This is a genomic window from Microbacterium sp. (assembly GCF_047602155.1).
Lineage (GTDB): Bacteria > Actinomycetota > Actinomycetes > Actinomycetales > Microbacteriaceae > Microbacterium.
Window position 1 is genome coordinate 1,683,144 of sequence record NZ_JASGHZ010000001.1, and the last position, 14,390, is coordinate 1,697,533.

Genomic DNA, 14,390 nt, shown 5'->3' on the forward strand with positions numbered 1-14,390 from the left:
CTCTACCGCTTGGAGCCGCTGAGGGCGGACCACCCCTTCTACACTCCGGAGGAAGCGCGGCAGCGTTACTCCGAGGGCAAGCTCATCACGTTCGTCCCGAACGAGCGTCCGCCCGCATGGTCCTTCACGGCAATGTCCAGCCGTTGGGACACGTTCGACGGTGACAACTACCACGTCAGAGGCGCGTTCTACACGCCCGAGAAGACACCGTTGCGGCAGGTGCAATGGGCGACGGTCGAAGGCGTGTTGGTGTGCCGGCAGGTCATCGACGTGTTCTACCCGGAGGGCAACCCCAAGCGCCGGGTGCCGTTCATGAGTGTGGTGACGGTGACGCAGGACTTCGGGACGGACGGCGTCGCGCTGATCACGGTGTCGTCGCCGTTGGAGGAGGACGTGGTGCGGGAGGTTTCCGGCGTGCTGGCCCCGACGGTGGCGGTTCCGCAGTTCGGGCGGTGGGAGGCGCTGGTGGCCGCGTCGGCACCGCCGGTGGTCGAGCGGTTCGGGTGGGATGCGATCACGGCGGCGAAGGAGTTCGCCGACAGTCGGGTGGTGCGGGGGGAGCCTGTCGGGGAGGCCGCGGGCTGGCGCGTCGCGGCGGGGGATCGTGATCTCATGGCTGCGATTCAGGCGGTGGTGCGCGGCGGGCGTCCTCGTCCGGGCATTCATGTGCTGGAGCGTGGGGATGTGCGCATTCTGCCGTTGGCCGCACAGTCGAATCCTGCGGGAAGTGGGCGCGATCCGGGTGAGGAGCGGCGGCGGTTCGACCGGATCGGCAGTGATGTCAGTGATGCGTGTGAGCAGTACGAGGGGCGGCCGCTGGCCTTCGACCTCGCGTATCGGGGAGGCGACCGGATCGCCGCGTATGCGGCGGCGTTGCGGAGAGCGGGCGCGACGCGGGTGTTGTGGTGGGCTTTCGAGCCGGCGGATGCGGGTGCGAGGGGTGTGACGCTCGTGTGGTGCGGGGATGAGTCGGCGGGGGATCTGACGTTGGCGGTCCAGGTGGTTCCGGTGAGCTGGGTCGATGAGCGGCGAACGAAGCCCGGTGCGGTCGAGGTCGATCTCGCGTGGTCACTCGCCGATGTGATCGGAACACCCCGCGCATGAACGCACCCCGCGGGACGGGATAGCCTGACATGCAGACAGGACGAGGAGGGGCCGGATGACCGACACGATCGGTGGCAACGGCGCGGTGCCGCGCATCTACGGCGCAAGCCGGCTCGGCGTGCTCGCTCTGACGGCGCCGGGCGCGGCTCACCCCCGTGTGGAATACGTCGGCGGCGACCTGTTCGTCGGGATCGATCAGGGTCCGGAGCACACCGCCGTCACGGAAGGACAGGCCGAGGGATGGCCTCGGCCGTTCCGTGAGGTGCTGCTCGGAATCGTCGCCGACGCGGCGCCGGTGCCCGCACCCGTCGACGGGCTCACCGTGATCGACGATGAGAAGGCGTCTGCCGCCGCAGTGCTCGACCCGTCCCGACTCGCGGGGCTGGCGCTGTCCGGCCCGCCCGTCGTGTTCGCGCTGGCCCGTGACCGGGTCGCCGTGGCGGGGGCCGACGACGAGGCCGCCGTCGCGCGCGTGCTCGACCTCGCCGAGCAGCTTTTCGAGGGCGGCGGCCCGCTGGTGAGCGCGCATCCGATCGTCCTCGCGTCGGACGGCTGGCAGCCGTTCCCCTGGCAGGGCCGCTTCGGCGCGCTCGAGCTGAGGTTCGCGCGCGTGCTGCGCCTGTTCAGCGTCCGCGCGTATGAGGCGCAGACGGTCGCGCTGCAGCGCCCCGACCTCCACGTCGCCGACCCGAAGATCCGCGTGCTCGAAAGCGGCGTCACGACCACCTTCGCGACCTGGCCGCAGGGCACCGCGACGCTCCTGCCGGTCGTGGACAACGTCATCATCGCCGACCCGGCCGGCGCGCTCAGCGTCGCCACTCTGGATCAGTTCCTGGATGCCGCCGGTGACGCCGTCGTGCGCACCGGCCTGTCGCCGGCGCGCTACTTCGTGCCGGGCGAGCGACCCCGAGACGCCGGGGCATGATCTGGCAGATCGACGACGAGGTGCCCCGCGTCGACGGCGTGGATGCGCAGGGCCGCCCCGACCCCGCGTACGCCGCGGAGCTGGGGCTCGTGCGTGCGCCGTTCGGCCGGCGGAGCCTCGCCTTCGCCGGCGACGTCGCGATCTGGCTGATGCTGCAGCTGCCGCTGTGGCTCGGGGCCATGCCGCTGGTGTTCACGCTGCTGGACGGGTCGATCTCGCCCTACGGGTTCGTCAACCATCCGCGGTTCGTGTTCTCCGCCGTGATGGCGGCCGTCTCGGTGGTGCTGATGCTGGTGTGCGCGCTCGTCCAGTGGCTGCTGCAGGGTCTGCGCGGCATGACGATCGGCAAGGCGATGCTGGGCCTTCGCAGCGTGAACGTCCGGACCCTGGAACGTCCCGGCGTCGGCGCCGTGCTGCTGCGCTTTCTCATCGTCGCGGCATCCGCTCTGGTCCCTGTGATCGGGCCGACCCTCGTGCTGCTCTCGCCCACCTTCGACCCGCAGGGTCGCGGTCGCGGCTGGCACGACCGGGCGACGAACGTCTGGCTCGTCGACGTGCGCGCCGGGCTGAACCCCTTTGACGAGAAGCGGATGCGCATCGCGCGCAAGACGGTGAAGGTCGAGCCGGTGCAGGAGCGGGCGGAGCTGCCCTCGCTGGCGACGCCGCGCGACCCGGCGGTGCAGCCGGAGTATCGTCCCGGCGGCCGGATCAGCGCCGGCGTGCTCGGCGTCTCGCGCTCGTCGGAGCCGCGCGGCTCCGCGCCGCTGGCGCAGCCCGCGGCGGCGCAGCTCTCGACACCGCCCGTGGCCCCGCAGCCGGTGGCCCCGCAGCCGGTGGCCGCGCAGCAACCCGCCGCGCAGCCGGTGGCCGCGCAGCCCGTGGCCCCGCAGCCGGTGGCCGCGCAGCAACCCGCGATCCCACAGCCCGTGGCGCCGCAGCCGGTCGCCGCGCAGCCCGTTCGGCCGGCTCCCGCGCAGCCGGCCGTGCTCGCGCTGCGCCTGGACACCGGCGAGAGCATCGTCGTGTCGGGGCTGCTCCTGGTCGGCCGCGATCCCGACCCGACCGCGCATCCGGGTGCCCGGCCGCTCGCGATCGGCGACACGACGAAGACCCTGTCGAAGACCCACGCGCTGGTGCGACCCGTGGCCGGCGGGCTCGAACTGGTCGACTGCCACTCGACCAACGGATGCGCGGTGATCCGCGGCGGCGTCGAGCACGAGCTCGCCCCCGGATCGTCGGCGGTCGTGTACGAGGGCGACGCGATCCGCCTCGGCGATCGCCTCGCGACCGTGGTGCGGACGGGAGGAATCGCGTGAGACTGAAGCTGACCCTGAATCGCCCCAGCGGCGAACCGGTGGACATCGTCATCACGGCCGACTCCACCGCGACGGCCGGCGACGTGGCGCGCCACATCGCCGAGTCCGACCCCTCGCGCTCCATCCGCTACCCGGACGGTGCGCTGCTCACACTCGCGGTGGCGCCGCCGACGGGGGCGCGCCCGGTGCCGCTGCACCCCGACATCGCCATCGGCGAGGCTCCGATCGGTTCGGGGTTCTCGGCATCCGTCGTCGACTACGGCGTCGGGATCGCCGCCGCGGACCGGCGCGAGGTCGTGGGCGTGCTGCGCGCGACGGCGGGCCCGCTGACCGGCCAGGAGTTCCCGCTGACGGCGGGCCACGTCTCGCTCGGCCGTGACGAGGGCAACGACGTCGTGCTCGCCGACCCCATGGTCTCCAAGCGCCACGCGCGACTGGAGGTGGGAGCGTACGTCGAGATCGTCGACCTCAACTCGGCCAACGGCGTGCTCGTCGACGGCGTCCAGATGCAACGCGTGCGCATCGACGACGGCACGCCGTTCGTGATCGGCGGCACGACGCTGGTGCTGTACCTCACCCGCGCGTGGGACGGCTCCGCCGAGGAGGATCCCATCATCGAACGCGGCGGCGGCCTGCTGTTCAACCGCAGCCCGCGCGTCGAGGTGCGCTACCCCGGCGCGAAGTTCAAGCCGCCGCGGCTGCCCACCGAGAAGATCGGCAAGGTCTTCCCCTGGCCGATCCTGATCGCCCCGATCCTCATGGGCGCGGCGCTGTTCGCGCTCAACGGCAACCCGCGCTCGCTCCTGCTCATCGTGATGACGCCGCTCATGGCCCTGTTCAACCTCGTGAACCAGTCGGTGCAGAGCAAGAAGAGCGAGAACCACGAGTACCTCCTCTTCGAGCGGCAGTTCGAGCAGTTGGAGGAGGACTTCTTCCGGGGCAAGCCCGAGGAGGAGCGCGCGCGCAACGCGGAGGCTCCGCCCGTCGCGGAGGTCTTCGATCAGGCGATGCGCCTCGGGCCGCTGCTGTGGACGAGGCGGCCCGAGCACTGGAACTTCCTCGGCCTGCGCCTGGGCGCCTGCCAGCTGCCGGCGCGCAACGCGATCGACGACGCCGAGACCCCCGACGGGCTGCCCGAGTTCATCGACCGCGTCGACCGCCTGCGTGAGCGCTACGCGATGGTCGACGACGTCCCGGTGTTCGACACGCTCTCGGCCGCAGGCTCGATCGGCATCGCGGGGCCGCGGGTGCTCGCCGCCGACGCCATGCGCGGCATCGCGGTGCAGCTGTTCGGGCTGCACGCGCCCAACGACATCGTCGCCGTCGCCTTCTCCGACACCACCTGGACGAGTGAGCTGGACTGGCTGAAATGGATGCCGCACACCTCCAGCGAGCGCAGTCCCTTCCAGGGCGCCGCCCTCGCCGACTCCGCGCCCACCGCCGCGGCGCTGCTGAGCGCGCTGGAGGAGTACGTGCGCCGCGCGGCGAGCGGCGAGATCAGCGAGCCGCGGGGTCCGTTCAAGGACGACTGGAACCCGCAGTGGTACGGCACCGACGTCGCGCGCGCCGCCGAAGACCGCAAGACCGCGCCGCCGGTGTCGGTCATCGTCTTCGTCGCCGGCGACGCGCCCGTCGACCGCGGGCGGCTCACCGACGTGCTCGAGCGCGGCGCCGAGCACGGCGTCCACGCCGTCTTCGTCTCGCACGCCGTCGAGTCGCTGCCCGCCGTGTGCCGCAGCTACATCGAGGTGACCGGCGACCTCGCCGACGCCCACGTCGGCCTCGTGCGCAGCGGCCACAGCCACGACCACGTGCGCGTCGAGGGCGTGTCGAACGTGTACATGCAGATGCTCGCCCGCCGCCTGGCGCCGGTCGTCGACGCCAGCACCGTCGTGCAGGACGCGTCGGACATCCCGAGCGCGGTCATGCTGCTGCAGCTCATCGACCCGATGATCGCCGAAGACCCGGGCGTCGTCATCGAACGGTGGCGGCAGAACAACACCATCGTCGATCGGTCGTCGGCGCCGCGGCCCCGGCTCAAGAAGGCGGGCACGCTGCGCGCCATCATCGGGCAGGGCGCGAGCGACGCCATGGCGCTCGACCTGCGCGGGCAGGGTCCGCACGCGCTGGTGGGCGGCACGACCGGCTCGGGCAAGAGCGAGTTCCTGCAGGCGTGGGTGCTCGGCATGGCCGCGGCGCACAGCCCCGACCGGGTGACCTTCCTCTTCGTCGACTACAAGGGCGGTTCGGCCTTCGCCGACTGCGTCGACCTGCCGCACTGCGTGGGTCTTGTCACCGACCTGAGCCCGCACCTCGTCCGCCGCGCACTGACGAGCCTGCGCGCCGAGCTGCAGCACCGCGAGCACCTGCTCAACCGCAAGAAGGCCAAGGATCTGCTCGAACTGGAAAAGCGCCAGGATCCCGAGTGCCCGCCCTCGCTCGTGCTCGTGATCGACGAGTTCGCCGCTCTCGCGTCGGAGATGCCGGAGTTCGTCGACGGCGTCGTCGACATCGCCCAGCGCGGGCGCTCACTCGGCATCCATCTCATCATGGCCACGCAACGGCCCGCGGGCGTCATCAAAGACAACCTCCGGGCGAACACCAACCTGCGCATCGCGCTGCGCATGGCCGACGAGGCCGACTCGCGCGACGTCGTCGACAGCGAGGTCGCCGCGGGCTTCCCGGCGAGCGTGCCGGGGCGCGCCATCGCGAAGACCGGCCCCGGGCGGCTCGTGCCGTTCCAGTCCGCGTACACCGGCGCCTGGACGGCGGGCGAAGAGGCCGCCGCCGAGGTCCGGGTGGCCGAGCTGCGCTTCGGCGCGACGCCCGAATGGGAGGACGACAGCCCCGCCGAGTCGGAGGTGCACGACGAGGATCTCGGCCCCAACGACCAGAAGCGCATCGTGTCGACGCTCGTGGCGGCCAGTGCCCTGGCGGGCCTCCCGAGCCCGCGACGCCCCTGGCTCGACGAGCTGTCGCCGCTCATCGACCTGCGCGATCTCCCCAACGACGGCGACACGCGCATCCCCATCGCGCTCGTCGACCTGCCGGAGCGGCAGCTCCAGGAGGCGGCGGTGTTCGTCCCCGATCGCGACGGATCGCTCGTCGTCTACGGCACGTCGGGGTCGGGCAAGTCGACGCTGCTGAAGACCATCGCGACGGCGGCGGGGATGCGTCCCGACGCCGGCCAAACGCACGTCTACTGCCTCGACTTCGCCACCGGCGCCCTGGGCGCCCTGGCCGCGCTGCCGCACGTCGGCTCGGTCGTCGACGGGGCCGACGTGGAGCGCATCCAGCGCCTGCTGCGCACGCTCGACGCCGAGATGGACCGCCGCGCCGCGGCGTTCTCCGCCGCGAGCGCCGCGTCGATCCAGGAGTACCGCGAGCTCGCCGATCCGCAGCTGCCCCGCATCCTGCTGCTGATCGACAACTACCCCGACTTCAAGAAGGACTGGGAGGTCGCCCCCGGCCGGGGGCCGTTCTACCGCACGTTCATGCGCATCCTCGGCGAGGGGCGCACGCTGGGCGTGCACACCGTGCTCACCGCCGACCGCGGCAACGCCGTGCCCAGCGCCGTGGCGTCGAACATCTCGCGCAAGATCGTGCTGCGCATGGGCGACCCGTCGCAGTACATGCTCCTCAGCGTGCCGCGGGACGTGCTCGACGACCAGTCGGGCCCGGGGCGCGCCGTCATCGACGGGCACGAGGCGCAGATCGCCGTGCTCGGCGGCACCTCGAACGCGGTCGAGCAGACCAAGCTCCTCGGCGCCCTCGGCGAGAGCCTGCGCGCGCAGGGCGTGCGCGACCTGCCCGAGGTCGGCGCGCTGCCGACGATGGTGCCCGCTTCCGACCTGCCCGCGAGCGTCGACGGGATGCCGGTGTTCGGCGTCGCCGACGACACCCTGGCGCCGCGCGGGTTCGAGCCGATCGGATCGTTCGTCGTCTCGGGGCCGCCGGCATCCGGGCGTACGAACGCGCTGAAGGCGCTCATCGTCGCGATGGAGCGGTTCGATCCAGACGTGCGGCTGTACCACTTCGGCAGCCGGCGTGCGGAGCTCAAGGACTTCCGGCCCTGGGTGCGCAGTGCGACGCGACCCGACGACGAGAAGGATCTCGCGACGGAGCTGACCGAGCTGGTGGTCAGCGAGTCTCCCGAGGCGCGCATCATGATCGTCATCGAAGACATGCCGCACCTGTCCGACGGGGCCGCCGACCGTCCCATGCGGGCGCTCCTGCAGGCGATGAACGACAGCGAGCACCTGCTCGTCGGCGAAGCCGAGATCGCGCGCGCGAGCGGCACGATCGGCGTGCTGGGCGAGTGGAAGTCGGCCCGTCAGGGCATTGTGCTCAAGCCCGACACGTACGACGGCGAGGCGATCTTCAAGACGCCGTTCGGCCGCATCAAGCGGTCGGACTTCCCCGTGGGGCGCGGCATCTTCGTGCAGGCGGGCCGCGCCGTCACGATGCAGCTGCCGTTCGTCGCCGACACTGCGGATGACCATGGGTAGTTCTCCCCATGTGAGCTGTCGTGATCTTTGGGTAGCATCGATCATGTAGCGGCCGAGTGGCCCGCGCAAAGTCGAAACGCTGGGAGGCGGGTTCATGGCACACGATTTCGGTGCAACATACAGCGAGATGGAGAGTGCAGCGCAGCGGCTGCGCGACGGACGTCAGACCGTCACCGACACGCTGAAGGAGCTGCAGGGCATCATCGATGACCTCGTGCAGGACGGGTTCAAGACCGAGAACGCGTCGGAGGCGTACTCGACCGCCTACTCCGAGCTGACCACCTCGCTCGATGACGCCGCCGAGGCGGTCAACGACATGGCCCAGGCGCTCGACCGCATGGCCGACCGCATCCGCGACACCGACGCGGAGCTGGCCGGCGGCTGAGACCGCGGCGTCGACACGGGTCGTGCGGTGATCTCCGGATCACCCACGGCCCGTGTCGCATGTGCGGGTTGAATAGGATCGGGGAGATGAACGGAGCGCACCGCCGATGACACCGTCGCAGAGCTACTGGTACAACCTCACGACGCAGACCGTCGTCCGGGGCGACGAACGTCCCTCGGAGGACTGCCTGGGGCCGTTCCCGAGCGCCCAGGAGGCCGAGGAGTCGCCGGCCGTGCTGATCGAATACGCGCGCGCCTGGCTGGAGAGCGAAGAGAGCGAGCCGTTCCGCGAGATGGCCGCCGAGCTCGACGACGGCACCGACCTCGCCTGATCCGGATGCCGGCTTCCTCGACGAGCCCCGCGAGACCACCTGCCGCGGCATCCGTCGTCGCGCTGCTCGTGGTCGCGCTGGCGGCGTGCGCCCCGTCGGCGCCGGCGACGGTGGTCGCCGGCACGCGCGTCGTCGTGGCGTGGCCGGGTGAGCTCACCTCGCTCAACGCCCTCGCCGATCCGACCGCCGGCAACCTCGACATCGCCGCCGCGACCCGGGACGACTTCGGCGCCGTCGTCGACGGCGAGTTCGTCGCCGACCCGGGCTTCGGGACGGTCTCGATCGTCGGCGACGACCCGTTCACCGTGCGCTACGACCTCGCCGAGCCGTCGTGGTCGGACGGCACGCCGCTGGATGCCGCCGACCTGCTGCTCGGCTGGGCGGCGGCGACCGGCATCCTGGATCTCGACGGCGACCCTGACGGTGGCCCCGACGCGGCGCACGCCGTCCCGACGGTGGACGAGTTCGCCCGCGCGATCGAGGTGACCTTCCCGCAGCCGACGATCGGGTGGCAGACGGCCGTGTCGGCGCAGGTGCCGGCGCACATCGTCGGGCGGCTCGCGTTCGGCGAAGACGACGCCATGCAGGCCAAGCAGTCGGTGATCCGGGCGATCGAGGACGATGACGCCACGGCCCTCGCCGCGATCGCCGAGGCCTGGCACAGCGGGTTCGACGTCGGCGACGGGACCGGGCTCTCCGCGGACCTGCTCGTCTCCAGCGGCCCGTATCAGGTCGGCGAGGTCAGCGGGGGGATCGACGGGCAGAGCGTGACCCTCGTCCCCAACGCGGGATATCGCGGGGCCGTGACCGCGCAGGTCGCCCAGATCGACCTGGTGCCCTCGGGCGACGACCCGATCGCGGCCATCGGCGACACACTGGATGTCGCGCAGGTGGCCCCCACCGCCGAGAACCGCGCGCCCATCCACGAGCTGGAGCGGCTCGACTCCACGGCGGAGGCGACCAACGACGGCAGCGTCTGGACCGTGCGGCTGCGCCCGGCCGGCGTGTTCGCGGGCACGGCGGCGCGGGCGGCGTTCTTGCGGATGGCGCCCGTGAACGACCTGATCGACCGCGGCGCCGGCGAATGGGCGTCGGCGTACGCGAAGACGACGTCGGTGGTGGCCGTGCCCGGGTCGCGCGCCTACGACATCGTGGCCGAGGACTCGGGGTTCACGGCGGCGCTCGGCACGCCCGCCGACGACGCGGCGCTCGACCGCGAGGCCGCCGGCATCCCGGCCGGAACCGCCGTGTGCGTGCTGTACGACCGTGGCAGCGCGTTCGCCGCCGGGGCGTTCGCGGCGCTGCGCGACGCGGCGGCCGAGGCCGGGTGGGCCGTCGCGGACTGCGGCAGCGACGACCTGGGCGCGGCCGTCGCGGCCGGCGGCTGGGACGCGCTCATCGACCGGACGCCGGTGCCCCTGACCCCGGCGCGGCTCGCCGAACAGTGGGGGAGCGCGGCGGGGCTGGCCCCGCCCGACGCCGACCGCGACGACCTCATCGCGCAGCTCGCCCAGACCGTCGACGTCTACCAGGCGCGCGAGCTGCTGGGGGAGATCGAGGCATCGATCGTGCGTGCCGCCGTCGTGCGCCCGCTCGCGATGAACCCGGTCGTCACGGTCGTCGATCGGGGCGTCACCGGCGTCGCCGCCCGCAACTCCCCGGCGTCGCTGACCTGGGGCGTCGCGCACTGGGCCGTCGTGCCCTGACCCGCGCCAGTTTGCAGGACCGGGTGTGACTCGGCGGCCGGTTTCGGGCCGCCGAGTTCACTTCTGTCACGGGTGATCCTGCAAGTTGGTTGCGGGCAGAGCCTGCACGGCATATTCTGGAGGGCTGTCGTCCCCGCCCACCGACTCTCTGGAGGAAGCCATGTCCACGGCCATCGTCGCAACGAAGCCCGCCGTCCTCCCGGTCGCCTCCGGCGCCGGAGTCACCCGGTTCACCGGATCGTCCCGGGGGTAACGCCCGCGCGCTCTCTTCCGGCGGCATAGCCCCGCCGCGTGCGGTGTTCTCCCTGACAGGACGGCTCGTCCTGTGGCGCCGCCGCGCGCCCACCCTTTCCGTCGAGCGATCACCTCGGCACCCGTACCACCCCACAAGGATCATGACCTCCGTCAGCGACTCCCCCGCAACAGCCACCGCAACGGCCGCCGCAACAGCCCCCGCGCAGACCGAGCGGCTGTCCACCCCGCGCGCGCTCGCGCGGCTCTACCCGTTCGCGAAGCCCGTCCTGCCGCGCCTCGTCCTCGGCGCCGTCAGCGCGCTCGTCGCGAGCCTGCTCGCCCTCTCGATCCCGCTCGTGCTGGAGGTGCTCGTGCAGGGGCCGATCGCCTCCGGCGACCTCGCCCAGCTGGTCTGGGGCTCGGTCGCGATCCTCGCGCTCGGGCTGCTCGAGGCTCTCATGGTGTGGTTCCGGCGCTGGTTCGTGCTGGGCCCCTCGACCAGGGTCGAGTACGACCTGCGCACGAGCTTCTACCGGCGCCTGCAGCGCCTGCCGGTCGCCTTCCACGACCGCTGGCAGTCGGGTCAGCTCCTGAGCCGCATGATGCAGGACATCAGCATGCTGCGCCGCTGGATGGCCTTCGGCATCGTGCTGCTCGTCGTCAATACGCTGACGATCCTCGTCGGCATGCTGCTGCTGTTCCGCTGGCACTGGGCGCTCGGGGTGAGCTTTCTCGTCGTGTGCGCGCCGCTGTGGTACGCCGGATACCGCTTCGAGAACGCCTACGGCGTGCTCGCGCGGCAGAGCCAGGACCAGGCCGGCGACCTCGCGACCAGCGTCGAGGAGAGCGTGCACGGCATCCGGGTGCTGAAGGCGTTCGGCCGCGGCGCGCACGCCCTGCGCAAGTTCACGCACCAGGCCGAGACCCTGCGCGAGACCGAGATCAAGAAGGCCCGCGCCGTGGGCTGGATCTGGTTCTGGCTCGTGCTGCTGCCCGACATCGCGTTCGCGCTGTGCCTGGGCGTCGGCATCGTGCTGCAGCAGCTCGGCCAGCTGAGCCTCGCCGAGCTCGTCGCCTTCTTCGCGATGGCGACGGTGCTGCGCTGGCCGATGGAGTCGATCGGCTTCCTCTTCTCGTTCCTGCTCGACGCCCGCACCGCGACCGACCGCATCTTCGAGGTGTTCGACGAGGAGAACACGATCGTCGACGCCGCCGACCCGACGACGGTGGCGACCCCGCGCGGCGCGCTCGCCTTCGAGGGTGCGCATTTCCGGTACCAGGATGCCGCGGCATCCGAACGGGATCTCCTCGACGGCATCGAGCTGCGGCTCGAACCGGGCGAGACGATGGCGCTCGTGGGCCTCACCGGCTCGGGCAAGACGACCCTCACGACGCTGCCGGGGCGGCTGTACGACGTCACCGGCGGCCGCGTCACGATCGACGGCGTGGACGTGCGCGACCTCACCCTGCGTGAGCTGCGCACGCACGTCGGCATGGCCTTCGAGGATGCGACGCTGTTCTCGCAGTCGGTGCGCGAGAACGTCCTGCTCGGCCGCGAAGACCTCGAACCGGGCAGCCCCGAGGCCGAGGCCGTGCTGCGCGAGGCGCTCGCCGTCGCGCAGGCCGGCTTCGTCGACGACCTGCCCGACGGCGTCGACACGATCATCGGCGAGGAGGGGCTGTCGCTGTCGGGCGGTCAGCGTCAGCGGCTTGCGCTCGCCCGTGCCGTCGCGGCGCGACCGGCGGTGCTCGTGCTCGACGACCCGCTGTCGGCCCTCGACGTCGATACCGAGGCGCTCGTCGAAGACGCGCTGCGCGAGGTCATGGCCGACACGACGACCCTCGTCGTCGCGCACCGGCCGTCGACGGTGCTGCTCGCCGACCGTGTCGCCCTGCTGCAGGCCGGCCGCATCACGGCGGTCGGCACGCACGCCGAGCTGCTGCGGTCGTCGGATCACTACCGGCACGTCATCTTCGAGCCTGGAGGATGCGCAGCTGAAAGCCCGCCAGAACGCCATGGAGGTGAACCGATGAGCACGGCATCCGTCGCCGGAACGATCGGCGAAGACCGGTCGGACTACACGCGCGACGAGTCGCGCGCCATCCGCCGTCGCTCGCTGCGGCTGCTGGGTTCGCTCGTGGGCCCGCTGCGCCGGCAGCTCATCCTCGCCGGCGTCGTGCTGACGATCTCGACGGCGCTGCGTGTCGCCGGCCCCGCGCTGATCGCGTACGGCCTGAACACGGCGCTGCCGCAGGTGATCGACGATGCGAACTGGATGCCGACGATCGTCGTGGTGGCCGTCTACCTCGTCGCCGGCATCGGCGGCGCGGCCCTGATCGGCTGGTACGCCGTCGTGGCGGCGCGCCTCACGCAGGCCGTCATGCTCGACCTGCGCAAGCGCATCTTCCTGCACACGCAGCGGCTCAGCCTGGAGTTCCACGAGTCGTACACGTCGGGCCGCATCATCTCGCGGCAGACGAGCGACCTCGACTCGATCCGCGAGCTCCTCGACGGCGGCCTCAACGAGCTCGTCTCGGGGGTGCTGTACGGCGGGTTCACGCTCATTGCGCTGCTGCTGCTGGACTGGCAGTCGGGCGTCGTGCTGGCGCTGGCCGCCGTGCCGCTGGGGCTCCTCATGCGCTGGTTCTACCGCAACTCGCAGCGGACGTATCGCGAGTCGCGGGTGGTGAGCGCCAAGGTGATCGTGAAGTTCGTCGAGACGATGACCGGCATCCGCGCCGTCAAGGCCTTCCGCAAAGAGCCGCGCAACGATGAGGAGTTCGGCGATCTTGCGGGCCAGTACCGCGACGTGAACATGCGCTCGCTGCGCCTGTTCGGCACGTTCGAGCCTGGCATGATGGCGGTGTCGGCGTTCGCCGTCACGGGCGTGCTGGTGTGGGGCGGCATCCGGGTCACGCAGGGCGAACTGCTCGTCGGAACGCTGCTGGCGGCCGTGCTGTACGTGCGCAACTTCTTCTCGCCGCTGCAGGAGATCGCGTTCTTCCTGAACTCGTACCAGTCGGCCACGGCCGCACTGGAGAAGGTCTCGGGCGTGCTGGAGGAGGAGCCGACGGTGCCCGACCCGGCCCACCCGGTCGACCTGTGGGAGGCGAAGGGGCACATCGAGTTCCGGGGCGTCGAGTTCGGCTATTCCGGCGACCGCACGATCCTGCCCGACTTCTCACTCGACATCCCGGCCGGTCAGACGATCGCGCTGGTCGGCACGACCGGTGCGGGCAAGTCGACCCTCGCCAAGCTCGTGTCGCGCTTCTACGACCCGACTCGGGGCGCCGTCACGCTCGACGGCGTCGACCTGCGGGCGCTGCATCCGAAGGATCTGCGCCGCGCGATCGTCATGGTGACGCAGGAGGCGTACCTGTTCAGCGGCACCGTCGCCGACAACATCGCGCTGGGCAAGCCCGACGCGACGCTGGAGGAGATCAAGGCCGCCGCCCGCGCGGTGGGCGCGGACGCCTTCATCGAGCGGCTGCCCGACGGCTACGGCACGGATGTGAACAAGCGCGGCGGCCGCGTGTCGGCGGGGCAGCGGCAGCTGATCTCGTTCGCGCGGGCCTTCCTGGCGAACCCGGCGGTGCTGATCCTCGACGAGGCGACGGCGTCGCTGGACATCCCCAGCGAGCGCCAGATCCAGCTGGCGCTGCAGACGCTGCTGGGCGGCCGCACGGCGATCATCATCGCGCACCGCCTGTCGACGGTCGCGATCGCCGACCGGGTGCTCGTGATGGAGTACGGCCGCATCATCGAGGATGACGCCCCCGACGTCCTCGTCGCCGGCACGGGCAAGTTCGCGCAGCTGCACGCGGCCTGGCGCGAGTCGCTGGTCTAGCGCATCCGCCGACGCCGAGACCCACATTCTGCG

The 14,390-nt window shown here is 71.6% G+C and carries 8 protein-coding genes; all 8 read left to right on the plus strand.

The features are described from left to right. Positions 1-9: 9 nt before the first annotated feature. The 8 genes from QM720_RS07720 (at position 10) to QM720_RS07755 (ending at position 14,357) form a co-directional block, all read left to right on the plus strand. Entirely contained in the window at positions 10-1,104 is a 1,095-nt protein-coding gene (locus QM720_RS07720) for a hypothetical protein (RefSeq protein ID WP_415125534.1), read from the plus strand. Between the two features lie 55 nt (positions 1,105-1,159). Beyond that, a complete protein-coding gene (locus QM720_RS07725) occupies positions 1,160-2,029 on the plus strand; it encodes a hypothetical protein (RefSeq protein WP_415125535.1) in 870 nt (289 codons plus the stop codon). Next, positions 2,026-3,345, plus strand: a complete 1,320-nt coding sequence (locus QM720_RS07730) for an RDD family protein (RefSeq protein ID WP_415125536.1) — start codon at positions 2,026-2,028, stop codon at positions 3,343-3,345. The genes QM720_RS07725 and QM720_RS07730 overlap by 4 nt, the downstream gene beginning before the upstream one ends. Further along, complete coding sequence (locus QM720_RS07735; protein ID WP_415125537.1) at positions 3,342-7,853, plus strand: FtsK/SpoIIIE domain-containing protein; 4,512 nt, start codon at positions 3,342-3,344, stop codon at positions 7,851-7,853. Before QM720_RS07730 ends, QM720_RS07735 begins: the two co-directional genes overlap by 4 nt. Before the next feature lie 94 nt (positions 7,854-7,947). Continuing rightward, complete coding sequence (locus tag QM720_RS07740) at positions 7,948-8,238, plus strand: WXG100 family type VII secretion target (protein ID WP_231370862.1); 291 nt, start codon at positions 7,948-7,950, stop codon at positions 8,236-8,238. Positions 8,239-8,344: 106 nt separating this feature from the next. Then, positions 8,345-8,569 carry a hypothetical protein gene (locus QM720_RS07745; RefSeq protein WP_415125538.1) on the plus strand — a complete coding sequence of 75 codons (225 nt, stop codon included), beginning with the start codon at positions 8,345-8,347 and terminating at the stop codon, positions 8,567-8,569. Positions 8,570-8,574: 5 nt separating this feature from the next. After that, the gene (locus QM720_RS07750; protein ID WP_415125539.1) at positions 8,575-10,275 is read left to right on the plus strand and encodes a hypothetical protein; all 1,701 of its coding nucleotides are present in this window, start codon (positions 8,575-8,577) and stop codon (positions 10,273-10,275) included. Positions 10,276-10,670: 395 nt separating this feature from the next. Beyond that, positions 10,671-14,357, plus strand: a complete 3,687-nt coding sequence (locus QM720_RS07755; RefSeq protein WP_415125540.1) for an ABC transporter ATP-binding protein — start codon at positions 10,671-10,673, stop codon at positions 14,355-14,357. Positions 14,358-14,390: the final 33 nt, after the last annotated feature.